Origin of the sequence: Paenibacillus sp. 7541, from assembly GCF_002276395.1 — a bacterium.
In the GTDB taxonomy this organism is placed as follows: domain Bacteria; phylum Bacillota; class Bacilli; order Paenibacillales; family Paenibacillaceae; genus Paenibacillus_AQ; species Paenibacillus_AQ campinasensis.
Map to the genome: position 1 here is coordinate 233264 of NZ_NQLZ01000015.1, position 16632 is coordinate 249895.

Here is a 16632-nt window from a genome sequence, read left to right on the forward strand (position 1 = left end):
AAAGCACGCCCTTCGGGGCGTGTTTTTTCTTTCTGGTGTGGTTTAGTTGAATGCTATTGAAACAGGACGGGTTCAAGCGTATCATGAAGGAATATCGTTTCAAGGATGGGGAGACGCCAGTTTGCTTACTAGAGAAGATTCAAGCAGCTTCACAGCAAGCCTGTTATTCATGGTTGTAACGATTATCATTGCGCAGACAGGATCCGCTTATATGATATGGGTGTGGGGAATTGGACTGATTGTGAGCGGGATACTGCTCCGCAAACGTTCACAAGCGATCTTCAACACAACTATTGTGGCAACCGCTCTGCTGCTTGGTTACGTTCTGTACAAGGCTTTTAGCGCATGGATCCGTCACGGATTGGCCGATACGGGCGATCTGGCCATTGTGTTATCACGTCTGGGATTAATGGTCTTTATATTGCCGCTGGCTGCGGCCTCATGTAGCTTGGGGCAAGGCAGGCCGCGGCTCATGACTGCCGGACAATGGGGGCGGGCGCTTTATTTTCCATGGATTATTACCGGTTTTCGGCGAGATCCGGCCTGGCGATTCATGCTTATCTTTGCTGCGGTTTCAGCCGCTGCATTTGCTTTTGTCGTGGATTGGAGCCGGGATGATTTGGCGCAGCTGGCGTTCTATGCCCTGCTGTTTGCGCTCATCAATGCCGTTCTGGAAGAGTTGTTATGGCGCGGGTATGTCCTAAGCCAGCTGACCGAGGATTACGGTGATATCAAGGGGCTTGTCATCGGGGGCACAGCGTTTGGTTTCTATCATCTTCATCTTGGTTTTCCCTGGACGATCTGTCTGCTGTTCTCCTTGTTCGGGATGATGATGGGAGCTGTGGCGATCCGATCTCAGGGGCTCGGTCCAGTGATTGTGATGCATGCTGTGATGAATCTGTGGTTTGTGATGAGTGGGATGATTATTTGACAGCTACATAGGTTCATAGGTTCATATGATATATGGCTAGACTAGGTTGTACCAAACAAAATCAATGATGTTACAGGAGTGAACTTTCATGGAAATTACAATACGGACATTAACGCCGGATGACGCAGAGGAGCTTCTCCGTTTAAGCTTGCGGCTCGATCAGGAGACCGCTTATATGCTGTATGAGCCTGGTGAGCGTAAAACAACGGTTGAACAGCAGCGGAGCAGGTTAACCGCCATCCACGAATCGGAACATTCCACGTTTATTGGTGCTTTTGACCAGGAACAGCTGGTCGGATTTATTGCCGGCAATGGCTCCTCGCTTAAACGAGTCCGTCATTCGCTGTATATCGTGATCGGCATCCTTCAGCAATATTCTGGCCAGGGCATTGGCAAGAAGCTGTTCCGGGAGCTCGAGGCATGGGCGAGGGCGCACGGCATTCACCGTATGGAGCTGACGGTGATGGCTCATAACGAGCCAGCGGTGAAGCTATACACGGCGATGGGGTTTGAAATAGAGGGGACCAAGAAGCATTCGCTGATCCTAAACGGTGCCTATATTGATGAATATTACATGGCCAAAATATTGGAGAATTGATCGCGGAATACATATTCAGCCAGTGTGAATGAAGCGTCTCTATGGGGCGCTTTTTTATTTTTTTATCAAAAAGTGCAGGGGTAGTCCACCCTAATCGCGTCTATTGCTTATGGGAAGGAGGGGAGAGCCATTGAAGCAGAACAATTAGTCACACGCATCCTCCAGGGCGATCAGGAGGCTTTTCGCGAGCTGGTTGAACAGTACAGCCAACATGTGTTTCATACGGCATACTCGGTGCTGCGGGATGTCAAGGAAGCGGAGGATGCATCACAGGAAGTGTTTCTTCAAGTGTACCGGGCTCTCCCCCAATACCGGTCTGAAGGATTTAAAACCTGGATCACCCGCATTACCTTAAACAAGGCGATCGATATCAAGCGCAAGCTGTCCCGCAAGGTGCATGAGCAGGCAGCCGAAGGTATGCAGGAGCTGGACAAGCTGCCTTCCCAAGATGAGGATGTGGTTGCCCTCCTGATTCGCAAGGAGAAGAGGGAAGAACTTCAGAATAAGTTGGGTGTTCTCCCTGATAACCACAGGGAAGTGGTAACGGCTTTTTATCTGGATGAGAAAAATTATGAGCAGATTGCCGCCGAACTGAACACCACGGTCAAAACAGTGGAATCCAAGCTGTACCGTGCAAGGCAATGGATTCGCAAACGATGGAAGAAGGAGGAATGGAGATGAAACAGCCTCATCACCAGCTCAGAAGTGTGGCGGAGGCATATATTCGGGGCGAAGTCTCGGATGATGAAGCCGCCTGGTTTGAAGCTTGCATTACTTCGGACGATTCGGCTCTTGCGCTCTATATGGAGGCGCTGGCTGATATCGAAGCGGAGCTGCCGACACTGGAAGCGCCCGATCAATTTGCCGAGCGGCTGATTGCGCATGAGAAGATCGTGCCTTACCGGTCAGCGGTGCCGGAGTCCGATAAGGACAGGCCGAAACGATGGTATGAGCGGCCGCTGTTCCATTATACCATCGCAGCTTCCATCACAATGCTGTTTATGTTCTCGGGCGCATATGAGCGGCTTCTTCCAGCCGAGGATGGCCTTGTGCCTGCTGCCGATTCCACGATGCCTTCCTACAGCGAGCGATGGGTGGATACAACGACGGGCTGGATTGACCAGCTCTTGACCAGATAGATTTACGTGAGAGGATGATGTTAACATGACAACACCGCGAAGCAAAATGGTTGCGCTTGTGTTGAATATGCTCCCCGGTCTCGGACATTACTATTGGGGACGAAGGGTTCGCTCCTTGCTGTATCCGCTGCTGTTCTTCGGCAGCCTCTGCGGAGGATTTGTCCTGGGCGTCATGACAGCGTCTGAAGGGCTGTTTGTGCTCGGTGTACTCGCTGCGGTATTTTTCTGGGGGATCAGCATGCTGGACCTGTTTATTGCGCTGCTCCGCGAGCCCCGGATGGCCACGGTATACGATGAATACGGCCGCCCGATGCAGACGCGCGGGGACGTTAGAGAAGAGACCGAGCGATTCTATACGATTCTGCTTTCTTTCATCCCTGGTCTTGGTCACTTTCAGCTAGGCTTAATGCAGCGTGGACTGTCATTTCTGATTGCCTTTTTCGGGCTGGGCACATTTCTGGTGTTTATTTCGGTCTTTACGAATGAGTCGGCCTTTCTGATGTTTTTAGGCGTGCTGCCGATCATTTGGCTGTATTGCATGTTTGATGTGGTGAAGCTGGTTAATCGCAAGCATGAGGGAGAGCTGCTGTTTGATCGCAGCTTGTTCGAGGAATTGGAGATCGGTCGTGAGCACGGACGAAGAAGCAAGATGTTTGCGACTCTGTTGTCGGTGTTTCCCGGAGCGGGACAGATGTATCTTGGCCTGCAGCAGCGAGGCATGCAGCTCATGATTCTGTTTTTGGGCAGCATTTATATATTGGATGAGTTCCGGTTATCCTTGTTTTTGTTCCTGATTCCGCTCATCTGGTGTTATGCCCTGTTCGACGGCCTCCAGCAAGCGAGCCGATATGGCAGGGAGCCGCTGGAGGACCGCCCGCTTATTAAAGGGGGGGAAGCGCAGCGGCGCTGGCTGGGTATCGGGCTGATCACCCTCGGCATTTATTTCGTATTCTCGACGATGGTATTGCCGCTGATCCATACGCTTCTTCCTGACTGGCACCTGGACTACCAGGCCCGCACCTACCTGAAAACGGGGATTGTCGCGGCTATCCTGATTGGTGGAGGTATCAAGCTGATGACCGGGAGCAGGCAGAAGGTTATGCCGCCTGAGCCGCTTGCACCGGAGCCGCCGTCTTTTGAATCCGGCAGGGAATTGGGCAAGTGATTAAACAAGATAAAAACCTGTAAACGCGAAAAGTCGTTTACAGGTTTTTTAGTCTTATCTCAACAAGCGTATAAATGACGATATATGCCACCGCAGCAATGATCGCAGTAACCAAGAAGCTTCTGGTTACAAGAGCCAGAGCAAGCAGCACAGCTCCGCTGATGAGAAGAAGAAGGCCCACCAGTCGGTTCGCCACTTTAAAGTTTCGCGGATTTTTCAGTGAAGCTGCCGTTTTGTAGGCATAGAAGTTTTTATGGGTTTTGGGCGGGATCACCACCATCAGAGCCCCGTATAGAAGAAAGATGATTCCGAGCGATAAACTTGGATCCAAAAGAACACCTCTTTCATCATTTCGGCTGGGAACGGTACCGTCTTGGCTGCAATGACGTCACACTGGAAGGGAGCTGTCAAGGTAAGCTTGCAGCTTGGCCAAGTCACTCCCTCACTCATGTTCACCCTTAAATACGATATGCGCGGGTCCCTGCCTCTTCATCTGATTCTGTGTTTATTGCGCGCTGTGCAGGCGGGCGGCATTCAAAAGCAGACGACGGTAGGAGTATTCGAATATAAACTCAAACGCCTCCAGATGTTTCTTTGCTTCGAACGCGTTGTTGCCCCAGGCATAAATGCCGTGGTTGCGCAGCAAAATGCCGGGCACTGCCGGGTCGATCGCATCCGGTACAAGTTCGGCAATGCGCGGGATTTCCGCATAGTTCGGCAGGATCGGAATGCGAATCGCCGCATCCTCCTCCCAAATGTTAAACGCTTTGATCAGCTCGATTCCCTGGGCAGGGACATACCCTTGTTCACCATACCAGTCGCTGATCAGATTGTTATCGATGGTGTGCACATGGAAGATGGCGCCGCACCCTGTTTTGCGATAAATCTCACAGTGAATTAACGTTTCGGCACTCGGTTTTAAACCGGTTGCTTCACACGGCACCCCGTTCTGATCCACGAAGAGATAATCTTCAGGCGTATGTACCGACTTATCCTTTCCACTGGCTGTCACGGCAAAATAAAACTGTTCCGGGTTGAAATCACCCACGCGGACCGACAGATTGCCGCTGGTGCCGGGGAACCAGTTTCGCGAAGCGAACAGTTCCTTAATCCCCTTAAGATCCTGCAGGGCAGCCTGTTTCTGTTCAAGCCGGATATCTGAAAATGCCACTTACAGCACCTCCTGTTTAAACTTGTTTCTCATGTCGTTCTGAATGTCGGTAAATGTTTCGAAAGGCACATGAAACACGCCAAGCTTCTTGCACTGTTCAGTAAGCGTGGAGCGGGAATACACCAGATCGGCTTGTTTGGCGCCTTCGAAATCGGTGAGGCTGTCCCCAATCAGAATCCGGTAATACTGCTCGGTCGGGAACTGGTCCATCACGGTCACCTTGCACATGCCGCAATCGTTATGGCAAGACCCCTTGCACGGATGAGGCCACGTAATCTCGATGCGCTCACTATCGAAGTTCGAACCGTTGCAATAAATATGATCTGCCGGGATGCCAAAGGGCTTCAGCAGAGGATCGACAAAGAAGTCGATGCCGCCGCTTGTGACATAAAATTCAATCTGTTCGGATTTCAAATAATCGAGAAATGCTGCAAAGCCTTCCCGAATGCCTGCATTCTCCAGCACAAAGCTTGTGATTTCTTCCTTCATGGACGAAGGGAAGAGGGCAAACATGCGGCCCACGCCCTCGCGGATCGAAATCCTCCGTTCTACCGTATCCTTCATAATCGGCTCATAGCCTTCAGGCTTGAAATGCTTCATAATGGCCACGATATTGTCGTTGTTCGTAATGGTTCCGTCAAAGTCGCAAAAGACGACCGGTTTTCTTCCTGATGTCATACTTCTCCTCCCCAGATGTCGAGTGCGGCTTTCAGCTCCTGATGCTGCTCGGCATACTCGGTCAGAGGGATGGACTTCATTGCGGCATCAATCGCTTGAACGAAAGCTCGTCCACCTGCCTCGGTGCCCATCGGATGTCCGTGGATGCCTCCGCCTGCGTTCACGACGACATCGCTGCCGAAGTCGCGAAGGATCCGCGGCACAAGCCCCGGGTGAATGCCCGCCGAAGGCACAGGCATGCTGCGCTTGACGTCCAGCTTGGCACTGTGCAGCTCGTTGCGGATGGCGAGATTCTCTTCACGCGGCATCGTTACAGATCCGTAAGGAGATGGGAAGAGCACCAGATCCGCGCCGGCGATCCGCATCAGCTGACCGAGCAGAACCGGGGCAGCGATCCCGTAATGCTGCGCTTGGTAGAAGGCGCCCGCCATCGACGGATGTGCCATGATCGGCACTTGAATGTCCGGATCGGAGGCGAGCTCGTGCAGGACGTCATATCCATAGGCCAGCACATTGAACAAGAGCGCGTTCGCGCCTGCATCGATGGCCCGCAGGGCGCGCTCGCGCAGCCCGGACGTTCTGCCGGTCAGGTTCGCGGCATACAGCAGCTTTCTGCCGGTTGTCTGCTCGGTTTCTCGGGCAGCTTCGATGCACAGCTTGACCCTTTTTTCAATCGGTGTAAGCTCGTTCTCGAACAGAATTTCATCGTCCTTGATCAGATCCACGCCGCCAAGCGCTTGGCGAATGAACTGATCTCTCAGCTCATCGGCGTTCAGGCCGATGACCGACTTGAAGATGCTCATCAGCAGCGGACGGTTGTGCACACCGAGCAGGTCACGGATGCCGTCGATGCCGAACTTCGGTCCTGGAAATCCGCTCATGAACTCGGGGGACAGCTCCAGCCTGGTCAGCTTGATGCGCCCGTCCATCGAGATTTTGCCAAAGACCGTCACCAGCAGGGCAGGGATATCCCGGCTGAAATTGATGTCCGGATATCCGATGCGGACGTCCGCATAGCGGCTGCCCGGCTCCCAGCCTTCATGGACCTCTACGGAGACCACTTCGCCCAGATGCTTCTGCATGGCGTCCCGTTTCGCCTGGGGCAGCTCGGTCCAGCTGCCGACGGTCATGCCGACCGCAATCGACGTCGCTTTTTTGTGAAAATCCGCCTGGTCGTCATAAATTCGATACGTTGCGATACATTGACTCATGACAATTGCTCCTTCAGCAGCGTGCCCATCTCCTTGGAGCGCTCTGCGCAGCGATGTACGGCCGCAATGACCGTTTCAAAGAAATCTCCTTTGTCCAGTGTCTCGAGCGCGGCTTGGGTGGAGCCGTTAGGCGAGGTGATCTTGGCCCGCAATGCGGAAGGATCTTCGCCAGTCTGCTGCACCATGCGCGCCGCTCCGAGAATCGTTTGCAGCGTCAGCTCGCTGCTCTGCTCGGGGGTCAGTCCGCCGCGGATGCCGGCTGCGGTCATCGCCTCCATCATGTAATAGAAGTAGGCAGGTCCGCTTCCGGAAATTCCGGTCAGAATGTCCATTTTCTCTTCTTCAATAATGGTGACGCTGCCGACCGCTTCGAATAGGTTCAGCACAAGCTGGCGTTGTTCCTCAGCCATCCCTTTAGAGAAGGAAATGCCTGTGGAACCAAGGCCGATGGACGTTGATGTATTCGGCATCGTGCGGGCCACCGGCTGCGGCCGCCCCAGCAAGCTCTGAATCGTCTGGATGGACAGTCCCGCGATGACAGAGATGATCAGCTGGTCAGGGGACAGCAGAGGGCCGAGATCTTTGATTGCCTTGGCGGCGTCCTTCGGTTTCATTGCCAGTACGATGACGGATGAACGGCTCAATATGTTTGTTTTTTCAGCTTCATCTGTTGCGAATTGAATACCGTAACGGTCGCTCAGCTCGTTCAGTCGGCTCGCATTGCTCCGGTTCAGCATGAACACCTTCTCGGGAAGCACGACGGCACGGCTGACGAGGCCGCGAACGATCGCCTCAGCCATGGAGCCGGCGCCGTAGAAGGTGATGGTGTCATCTATTAAAGGCCGGTTCTGCGGGGATTGGCACATGGTTGTTTCCTCCTTCATGGATGGTTAGATTTAATTGCGTATTTGGCCACTACCGATAATAACATATTTGGTGGAAGTAAGCGCGGGAAGTCCCATAGGACCCCGTGCATGCAGCTTCTGGGTGCTGATGCCGATTTCGGCGCCAAATCCGAATTCAAATCCGTCGGTGAAGCGGGTGGACGCATTGTGATAGACGGCTGCGGCGTCCACTTCCTCGAGGAAGCGCTCCGCATGTTCCGGCGTCTCAGTCACGATGCATTCCGAATGTTTCGTACCGTATGTTGTAATATGGTCGATAGCCTCATCTAGATCATTGACGATCTTCACGTTCAAAATATAATCGTTATACTCCGTCGCATAATCCTCGGCCGTGGCTTTCACCGCCCAAGGGATGTAATGCAGCGTTCGCTCACAGCCGCGGAGCTCGACATTGCGGCTGCGGAACTGTTCTGCCAGCTCCGCCAGATGCGCCTCTGCATATGCGCGGTGGACGATCATCGTTTCCATCGAGTTGCAGACCGATGGGCGCTGCACTTTGGCGTTCAGTGCGATGGCGCCGGCCATGTCGGGGCGGGCCGTTTCGTCGATGTAAGTATGGCAAATGCCTGCCCCGGTTTCGATAACCGGCACGGTGGCATTCATCACGACGTTCTGGATGAGCGAGCTGCCACCCCGAGGGATGATGACATCCAGCACGCCGTTCATCTTCAGCATTTCGTCGACTGACGCACGGTCCGGGTCCTCCACGAGCTGAAGCGCCTCTTTTGGCAGCGCCGTTTGCTCCATGGCCTGGTGCAGCACCTCGATGATTTTGCGATTGGAGGACAGCGCCGCGGAGCCGCCGCGCAGGACGACGGCGTTGCCTGTCTTGAGGCACAGACCTGCGGCATCGACCGTGACGTTCGGACGCGCCTCATAGATGATGCCGATCAGGCCGATAGGCACGCGTTTTTTGACGATGCTCAGCCCGTTCGGACGCTCGAATTGCTCCAGCGTGTCACCGACCGGGTCCGGAAGGGCTGCAATCTGTCTTAATCCTTCGGCGATGCCTTCGATGCGAGCCTCATTCAGTGCGAGGCGATCCAGCAGGGAAGAAGAGGTGCCCAGTTCTTTCCCGCGGAGAAGGTCTTCCGCATTCGCGGCAATGATGTCCTCGGCTTGCCGAACGAGCGCATCGGCCATCGCGAGCAGCGCCTCGTTCTTCTGGGCGGTGCTCCGTTTAGCGAGCTGCCCGGTTACGCTTTTGGCCAGCTGTGCTTTGTTGTATACCTCACTCATGATTCATTCCTCCTGACAGATTGATATTAGAAATTCTATAGCAAGCATGATCGTATCTATTTCAGGGTAATCCATTCGTCGCGGTGAATCACTTCCAGCCTGTGAACTTCGCCCAGCTTGGCAACGACCTCGCCGGTTGGCAGTCCGAGTACAGCTTGAAGCTGCTCCTCATCATAATTGACGATTCCGCGCCCAATGCATTCATCGTGCGCATTCCGCACTTCCACCACATCTCCGGCATGAAAATGTCCTTCCACCCGCTTCACTCCGACAGGAAGCAGGCTGTGCCCGCCATGCAGCAGCGCCTTCTCGGCACCTGCGTCAACGATAATCTGACCCAGCGGCGAGGACGTAAAGCCCAGCCATTGCTTCTTCACGGGAAGGGAGGCGAGCTGGGTGGCAAAATAGGTGCCCTTGCCCCGGTGTTCCAGCGCCTTGAGCAAATCGCCTTCCTCCTTGACCTGCCCGATGAATACGGGTACGCCGCCGCGGGTGGCGATTTTGGCGGCATCGATTTTGGAGCGCATGCCGCCTGTACCAACGCTCGATCCGGCGCCGCCTGCCGCGCTGTAAATTTCGGCGGTGATTTCCTCGATTTCATCCAGCCGCTTCGCATCTGCCGATTTACGCGGGTCGGCTGTATACAAACCGTCCATATCGGTCAGGATGAGCAGCTGCTGTGCCCGGACAAGATTGGCAACCAGGGCGGACAACGTATCATTGTCTCCGAATTTAAGCTCGTCAATGGAGACGGTGTCGTTCTCGTTAATAACAGGGATGACCCCTTGCTTGAGCAGCTCGTCAATGGTCATGCTGGCGTTGTTCATCCGCTTGCGGCTGGCAAAGTCGGTCCGGGTCAGCAGGATCTGGGCAGACGTAAGGCCGTGCCCGGCAAAGGCGTTCTGGTAAGCTCGCATAAGCAGCGCCTGCCCGACAGCTGCCGCCGCTTGCTTCTCATGCAGCTGGCGCGGCCTTGAGGCATAGCCAATCTTTCGAAATCCGGCAGCGACGGCTCCGGATGTGACCAGCAGCACATCATAGCCGGCGGATCGCAGCGACGCCAGCTCGCCGGCATAAAAGCCGACCGCTTCCATGTTAAGTCCGCCTTCGCTGCTCGTAAGCGAACTGCTTCCAATCTTTACGACGATGCGTGGGCGCATCGCAATCACTTCCTTACACGTATTGTCATTTCTCCGAATTGAATACAAAAAAACTTCCGTCCTTATGCAAAGGACGAAAGTTTGTGCTTCCGCGGTACCACCTTTATTGATGAGCACAGCTCACCCGGCTTGATCCTTGTAACAGCAGGGAACTGTCCTGCTGCACGCAGGCCGCTCGGGGGTAGGATTCGGAAAGGGGTCGCGGCAGATTCTTTCAGCCCATGGAATCCGCTCTCTATAATCGCGCCTGGCTCTCTTACTGGTCCCTTCAACGCGTTTCATCAAGTATGTGTTTCGTTAATGCCAGAATACCACACTGTACTTTATTTTTCAAAAGGAAAAAGCCTGACTAGAACAGGTTCAAAGCGCGAATTCTGTGCACAGCCTCACGCAAACGCTGCTCGTCGCTGAGCAGGCCGATGCGGACATAGCCTTCGCCGTGGGTGCCGAATCCGACGCCTGGCGCAACCGCTACCTTGGCTTCTTCCAGCAGCAGATCGGCAAAGGAGACGGAGGTGTACCCCTTCGGCACAGGCAGCCAGCAGAAGAAGGAGCCCTTCGGCTTGTCGGCCTGCCAGCCGATGTCCGCCAAAGCGTCATAGAACGCATCCCGCCGGGACTGGTACCGGGACACCAGATCCTCCACACACTGCTGGGAGGAGGTGAGCGCCGTTGCGGCCGCTGCCTGGATGCCTCCAAACAGGCTGACATAGATGTGGTCCTGAAGCGCATTGATCAGCGATATGATCTTCGCATTGCCGAGCGCAAAACCGACACGCCATCCAGCCATATTGTACGTTTTGGACAGCGTATAAAATTCCACGCCGACCTCCTTGGCTCCTTCCGCTTGCAGGAAGCTGACCGGACGGCTGCCGTCAAACCCGATCGCACCGTATGCAAAATCACTGGCCACCACGATGCCGTGCTTGGCTGCAAACGCAACGGTATCTTCGTAAAAAGACAGCGGCGCCGTCGCGGATGTCGGATTGTTCGGATAATTAAGAAACATCAGCTTCGCCTTGTCGCGATCCGCTGGGGTAATCGCATCATAATCAGGCAGAAAGCCGTTCTGAGCGGTTAGCGGCATGAATTTCATCTCAGCCCGGGCAAGCGCTACGCCTGACCAGTAATCCGGATAGCCCGGATCGGGTACGAGGCACACATCGCCGGGATTGAGCAGCACCTGTGGCAGCTGAACCAGGCCTGTCTTTCCGCCGAACAGAATCGCGACCTCGGTTTCTGGATCAAGATCGACGTTGTAATCAGCTTTGTAGCGGGTGGCAATCGCTTCCTTCAGGAAGGAAAAGCCGGTAAAGGGCGAATATTTATGAAACTGCGGCTGCCCGGCAGCTTCCTTCAAACTGTCGACAATGTGAGCGGGGGTCGGCTGATCCGGGTTCCCCTGGCCCAAATTAATGACATCATGCCCCTGGGCGATCTGACGGTTGACGTTGGCTACCAGCGTCGCAAAAAACTGGGTCGGCAGCTGAGACATCAGCTCGGCGGGTTCTATCGTAAAAGGATTCAAATGTTGGCTCATTGTTTCTTCATCACTCCGGTTATCGAAATACACATACGTTACAAATACAGTACAAACAAGAAGTAAGAAATCAGACATCGCACAAAGTGATTTGTGCACAATAGCAAGCAATTAGAAATAATTTATCACGATTTATCAGGGCTGTATAGAGGGAATAGGGATCGGCTCTTGCAGTCGGGCTGCGCTGAAGGCTATGATAACAGCATGGCTTTTCATTTTCATGATCCGAATACTTATTCGCGCGAAGGTTGTCCGGATATGGCTCTTTCGTGCTCAAAGGTTAGCATATACGGCAGGAGGAAACGTGATGGGAGAACAAGTGAAATCGGAAATGAATATCGCTGTGGTTCAGGCTTATGTGGAGCTCGGTGATCCGGACGCCAATTTGAAGCGCATGCTGGACCTGATGGAGAAGGCGGCATCGGCAGAGGAGAAGCCGGATGTCATCGTGCTTCCGGAAATGTGGAACACAGGGTACGCGCTTGATCGCATCCGGGATATTGCCGATCCGGAAGGGCGCCGCCTGCCGGAGCAGTTGTCCGCATTTGCCCGTAGCCACGGCATTCAGGTTGTCGGCGGCTCGATTGCGGAGAATATCGGCGGACAGATTTATAACAGCATGTATGTGTTTGGCCGGAATGGGGAGCAGCTGGCGAAATACTCGAAAATCCATCTGTTTCGGCTAATGGACGAAGAGAAGCATCTTCAGGCGGGAGAGCAGGTCGTCAGCTTCGAGCTGGAAGGCATCACCGCCGGAGCTTCCATCTGTTATGATATCCGCTTTCCGGAGCTGTCGCGCACGCTTGCGCTGGCAGGGGCACAGGTGCTGTTCGTACCGGCTCAATGGCCGCATCCGCGCCTACATCATTGGCGCACGCTGCTCATGGCCCGGGCGATTGAGAACCAGATGTACGTTGTGGCCTGCAATCGCGTCGGAACGAGCGGCGATACGGACTTCTTCGGTCATTCCATGATCATCGATCCGTGGGGAGAGATCGTTGCCGAGGGCGGCGAGGAAGAGATGATTCTGACCGGCAAGCTCGACCGCGCGCTGCCGGGAGAAGTGAGACAGCGCATCCCGGTATTCGAGGACCGGCGTCCCCGGCTATACTTCTAGCTTGGCGGTCGGTCATATCTTCAGTTTCTATCTCTGGCAGGGCGGGTATACTATGGATAATCCGCTCGAGAGGAGGTATGGAGAATGGCAGACAACAACCCGACAGGCAGCCGTGAAATCGAGAAGAAAGAACAGCAGAAGGAACAGTTTCGCAGCTTTGTTGAGGAAGCAGCGGGCGGCGGGAACAACCAGGACGATGCCGCCATTCAAGAGCAGTCGCGCACTGCGGATGAACAGAACCGGCTGATTGACCAGCATAATCTGCGCAAATAATGATCCGGCCGGGATCGGCTTGTAGAAGGGCAGCCTGGTGCTGCACACCATAAATATAGCTGAATTTAAAAGGCAGGTCCCAAAAATCGATTGCGATTATTGGGGCCTGCCTTTCGGTTTGTATAGGTATGGATTACATGCGGGGCGGATCCTGGATGTCTTCCACGACCAGCTTGTCGAGCACCTGCTTGAATGTATCAATAAAAGCTTCGGCTGCCTTCGACAAGTATCTTCCGTTCCGATAGGCGACAACCAGCGTCCGGCTCGGCGACGGCTCCGCAAGCGGGAGATACACCGGAATGAACTCGCTGCGCTTGGCCCGGGCGATAAAGCGTGGCACCAGCGTGATCCCCATGCCGGTAGCGACGAGAGACTGGAGCGTCTCGATGTTGTTGCTCTCAAATACGACGTTCGGTTCAAAACCGGCATCCCGACATATATCAAACGTCAGCTTCCGGAAGCCCTGCCCTTTTTTGAGCACCACAAACGCTTCATTCCGGATCTCGTCAATCGTAATGGGCCGAACCGGGTCAGCGGCTGCCCGTTCCGCAAGCGGATGCTGCGGCGGCACGGCCAGATCGATCATTTCCTCGCCGATCGGCACCCAGGACAGCGAAGGCTCGGACAGCGGCAGCGCCAGCAGGCTGAGATCTGCCTTTCCGCTGGCCGTCAGCTTCTCCAGATTCATGGACGAATCCTCAAGCAGCGTAATTTCGATATCGGGATAACTTTGTTTGAATGCCGGGAGGACGCGCGGCAGCAGGTGAGAGCCGGTAATCGGCATGCTTCCGACCACCACTTTTCCTTTACGAAGCTGGGAAATATCCGACATTTCCTGCTTCAGCTGCTCCACTGCATCCATAATTTTCTGCGCATGCTCGACAAAGCTTGCGCCTGCATGCGTCAGCTCGACTGTGCTCGTATTGCGCTGAAACAGCCGTACACCGAGCTCCTTCTCCAGTTTCGACAGCTGCTGGCTCAGGGAAGGCTGGGCGATATGAAGCTTCTCTGCGGCGCGCGAAAAGTTCTTGTCAGCTGCGATCTGCAGCGTATATTGCAATTGTCTTAATTCCATATCGTATCACTCCGTTATAGCTGAATCCTATTACATCTATAGTTATTATATCTTGGAACAATGAAGAAGGAAATGTTATATTACTATCATCGTAAAGATGCTGATTCGTTACAATGACTGCTGGAGCAGTCAGAGCACCAGAATCGCATCTCTCATGAACGTATTGGAGCCTGTTTATGGACGTAAAGAACAATGGGGTGATATTGATGAGTAAAAAGACAATGTTCGAGAAAATCTGGGATAATCATGTCATTCATCAGGAAGAAGGCAAGCCGAGCATTCTGTACATCGACTTGCATCTGGTGCATGAGGTTACTTCGCCGCAGGCGTTTGAAGGTTTGCGTCTAAGCGGCCGCAAGGTGCGCCGTCCGGAGCTGACGTTTGCTACGATGGACCACAATGTGCCGACCAAGGATCGCTTTAACATTACCGACCCGATTTCGAAGCAGCAGATCGATACGCTGACGAAGAACTGTCAGGACTTTGGCGTAACGCTATTCGACCTGGACACGATCGACCAGGGGGTTGTCCATGTTATGGGGCCTGAGCTTGGACTCACGCACCCGGGCAAGACGATTGTATGCGGCGACAGCCACACCTCCACGCATGGCGCATTCGGAGCGCTTGCGTTCGGGATCGGAACGAGCGAGGTTGAGCATGTGCTCGCGACGCAATGTCTGCAGCAGGCCAAGGCGAAGACGATGGAGGTTCGCTTTGTCGGGAAGCGCAAGCCTGGCGTTACCGCGAAGGATATGATCCTCGGCGTTATCGCCAAGTACGGCACAGACTTTGCTACCGGTTATGTTATCGAATATACAGGCGAAGCCATCCGCGAGCTGTCGATGGAAGAGCGCATGACTGTATGTAACATGTCGATCGAAGGCGGAGCAAGAGCAGGGATGATCGCTCCGGACGAGACGACGTTTGAATATTTGCGTGGACGTCAGTATGTGCCGCAAGGCGAGGCTTTCGATGCCGCTGTGGCGGAATGGAAGAAGCTCGTTACCGATGAAGGCGCGGAATTTGACAAGGTGGTTGAATTTGACGTTGAGACACTGATTCCTCAAGTGACCTGGGGCACGAGCCCGGGCATGGGCACAGACATTACTTCTAGCGTGCCGAATCCGGCTGATTTTGCAACCGAGAACGAGCGCAAAGCTGCCGAAAAGGCGCTGGAGTATATGGGACTTGAGCCGGGAACTCCGATGTCGGAAATTCCGATTGATTATGTCTTCATCGGCTCCTGCACGAACGGACGGATTGAGGATCTTCGCGCAGCTGCGGCGGTAGCGAAAGGTCATAAAGTGTCTGATAAGGTAACGGCGATCGTTGTGCCGGGCTCTGGCCGTGTGAAGATTCAGGCCGAGAAGGAAGGGCTCGACAAGATCTTCATCGAAGCGGGCTTTGAATGGCGTGAGGCCGGATGCAGCATGTGCCTTGCGATGAACCCTGACGTTCTCCAGCCTGGACAACGCTGCGCTTCTACATCGAACCGGAACTTCGAGGGACGCCAAGGACGCGGCGGCAGAACGCATCTCGTATCGCCTGCGATGGCTGCGGCAGCTGCCATCCAAGGAAGATTTGTCGATGTGCGTGACTGGAACTTTATTGCCGAAGAAGTTGTGAGCTAAAGGACGGAGGAGAAAGCATATGCAAGCATTTACGAAATTAACCGGAATTGTTGCACCCGTTGACCGGGTGAATGTAGATACAGATGCCATCATACCTAAGCAATTTTTGAAGCGCATTGAGCGCACAGGCTTCGGACAGTTTTTGTTCTACGAATGGCGTTTTGACGAGCAGGGCGGCACGATTGAGAGCTTCTCGCTCAATCAGTCGAGATACGAAGGGTCCTCCGTTCTGATTTCCCGAGCTAACTTCGGTTGCGGCTCCTCACGCGAGCATGCGCCATGGGCCATTTTGGACTACGGGTTCCGCGTCATCATTGCGCCGTCGTTTGCCGACATCTTCTATAACAACTGTTTCAAGAACGGCATTCTTCCGATCAAGCTCTCCGAGGAGCAGGTGGATGAGTTGTTCAAGCGGACGGAAGCAAATGTTGGTTACCAGCTCAATGTGGATCTGGAGAACAAAACAATCACGGACAACCAAGGGCTGCGCTATGATTTCGATCTGGATGAGCATCGCCGCCAGTTTCTGCTGCAAGGGCTGGATGACATCGGCTTGACACTCCAGCATGCGGACTCAATTGATGCTTATGAGAAGAAACATGCGGAACGCCTGTTCGGATAAACTTGCCATCATTCGAGTGGTTTCCTATTAAAAATTACAAGATTATAAAACTTCCGTTTCCTGTGTAGGAAATGGAAGTTTTTTTTGGTATGATGGTATAAATATGCAAAACATATCCTCGGAAAGAGGAAGACGATAGGCTGATTTCGGTTTTGTTGTCGGAGTCTGTCACGGCAT

18 protein-coding genes are annotated in these 16632 nt (G+C 53.9%); 9 read left to right on the forward strand and 9 right to left on the reverse strand.

Annotated elements, in window-relative coordinates:
• Nucleotides 1-46 precede the first annotated feature (46 nt).
• From CHH75_RS10310 to CHH75_RS10330, 5 genes are all read left to right on the forward strand, one after another.
• Nucleotides 47-931, forward strand: coding sequence for a CPBP family intramembrane glutamic endopeptidase (locus CHH75_RS10310; protein ID WP_255223010.1), 885 nt, complete (start codon nt 47-49; stop codon nt 929-931).
• Between the two features lie 88 nt (nt 932-1019).
• Entirely contained in the window at nt 1020-1529 is a 510-nt protein-coding gene (locus CHH75_RS10315; RefSeq protein ID WP_095263560.1) for a GNAT family N-acetyltransferase, read from the forward strand.
• A 189-nt stretch (nt 1530-1718) separates the two neighbouring features.
• Complete coding sequence (locus CHH75_RS10320) at nt 1719-2210, forward strand: RNA polymerase sigma factor (protein WP_230875583.1); 492 nt, start codon at nt 1719-1721, stop codon at nt 2208-2210.
• Nucleotides 2207-2668 carry a hypothetical protein gene (locus tag CHH75_RS10325; protein WP_095263561.1) on the forward strand — a complete coding sequence of 154 codons (462 nt, stop codon included), beginning with the start codon at nt 2207-2209 and terminating at the stop codon, nt 2666-2668. The genes CHH75_RS10320 and CHH75_RS10325 overlap by 4 nt, the downstream gene beginning before the upstream one ends.
• 25 nt (nt 2669-2693) lie before the next feature.
• Nucleotides 2694-3833: a hypothetical protein gene (locus tag CHH75_RS10330; protein ID WP_230875561.1), complete on the forward strand. Its 1140-nt coding sequence runs from the start codon at nt 2694-2696 to the stop codon at nt 3831-3833.
• 37 nt (nt 3834-3870) lie between these two features.
• Here CHH75_RS10330 and CHH75_RS10335 read toward each other — a convergent pair whose 3' ends face one another.
• From CHH75_RS10335 to CHH75_RS10370, 8 genes are all read right to left on the reverse strand, one after another.
• Complete coding sequence (locus CHH75_RS10335) at nt 3871-4164, reverse strand: SdpI family protein (RefSeq protein ID WP_095263562.1); 294 nt, start codon at nt 4162-4164, stop codon at nt 3871-3873.
• A 174-nt stretch (nt 4165-4338) separates the two neighbouring features.
• Nucleotides 4339-5004 carry a methylthioribulose 1-phosphate dehydratase gene (locus CHH75_RS10340; protein WP_095263563.1) on the reverse strand — a complete coding sequence of 222 codons (666 nt, stop codon included), beginning with the start codon at nt 5002-5004 and terminating at the stop codon, nt 4339-4341.
• A complete protein-coding gene (locus CHH75_RS10345) occupies nt 5005-5682 on the reverse strand; it encodes a 2-hydroxy-3-keto-5-methylthiopentenyl-1-phosphate phosphatase (RefSeq protein WP_095263564.1) in 678 nt (225 codons plus the stop codon).
• Nucleotides 5679-6893, reverse strand: a complete 1215-nt coding sequence (locus CHH75_RS10350; protein ID WP_095398079.1) for a 2,3-diketo-5-methylthiopentyl-1-phosphate enolase — start codon at nt 6891-6893, stop codon at nt 5679-5681. The genes CHH75_RS10345 and CHH75_RS10350 overlap by 4 nt, the downstream gene beginning before the upstream one ends.
• Nucleotides 6890-7759 carry a pyrroline-5-carboxylate reductase gene (gene proC, locus CHH75_RS10355; protein WP_095398080.1) on the reverse strand — a complete coding sequence of 290 codons (870 nt, stop codon included), beginning with the start codon at nt 7757-7759 and terminating at the stop codon, nt 6890-6892. Before proC ends, CHH75_RS10350 begins: the two co-directional genes overlap by 4 nt.
• A 30-nt stretch (nt 7760-7789) precedes the next feature.
• The gene (locus tag CHH75_RS10360) at nt 7790-9037 is read right to left on the reverse strand and encodes a glutamate-5-semialdehyde dehydrogenase (protein ID WP_095398081.1); all 1248 of its coding nucleotides are present in this window, start codon (nt 9035-9037) and stop codon (nt 7790-7792) included.
• A 56-nt stretch (nt 9038-9093) separates the two neighbouring features.
• Nucleotides 9094-10197 carry a glutamate 5-kinase gene (gene proB / locus CHH75_RS10365; RefSeq protein WP_095398082.1) on the reverse strand — a complete coding sequence of 368 codons (1104 nt, stop codon included), beginning with the start codon at nt 10195-10197 and terminating at the stop codon, nt 9094-9096.
• A gap of 349 nt (nt 10198-10546) precedes the next feature.
• Complete coding sequence (locus CHH75_RS10370) at nt 10547-11737, reverse strand: pyridoxal phosphate-dependent aminotransferase (RefSeq protein WP_095263569.1); 1191 nt, start codon at nt 11735-11737, stop codon at nt 10547-10549.
• Nucleotides 11738-12044: 307 nt separating this feature from the next.
• Here CHH75_RS10370 and CHH75_RS10375 point away from each other — a divergent pair, with 307 nt between their 5' ends.
• Nucleotides 12045-12854 (forward strand): carbon-nitrogen family hydrolase, encoded by an 810-nt coding sequence (locus tag CHH75_RS10375; protein ID WP_095398083.1) that lies wholly within the window; start codon nt 12045-12047, stop codon nt 12852-12854.
• An 84-nt stretch (nt 12855-12938) separates the two neighbouring features.
• Entirely contained in the window at nt 12939-13127 is a 189-nt protein-coding gene (locus CHH75_RS10380; protein ID WP_095263571.1) for a hypothetical protein, read from the forward strand.
• 133 nt (nt 13128-13260) lie between these two features.
• Here CHH75_RS10380 and CHH75_RS10385 read toward each other — a convergent pair whose 3' ends face one another.
• Nucleotides 13261-14202: a LysR family transcriptional regulator gene (locus CHH75_RS10385; RefSeq protein WP_095263572.1), complete on the reverse strand. Its 942-nt coding sequence runs from the start codon at nt 14200-14202 to the stop codon at nt 13261-13263.
• A gap of 206 nt (nt 14203-14408) precedes the next feature.
• Here CHH75_RS10385 and leuC point away from each other — a divergent pair, with 206 nt between their 5' ends.
• Nucleotides 14409-15833, forward strand: coding sequence for a 3-isopropylmalate dehydratase large subunit (leuC, locus tag CHH75_RS10390; protein WP_176475519.1), 1425 nt, complete (start codon nt 14409-14411; stop codon nt 15831-15833).
• Nucleotides 15834-15852: 19 nt separating this feature from the next.
• Nucleotides 15853-16455 carry a 3-isopropylmalate dehydratase small subunit gene (gene leuD, locus CHH75_RS10395; protein ID WP_095398084.1) on the forward strand — a complete coding sequence of 201 codons (603 nt, stop codon included), beginning with the start codon at nt 15853-15855 and terminating at the stop codon, nt 16453-16455.
• Nucleotides 16456-16632 lie beyond the last annotated feature (177 nt).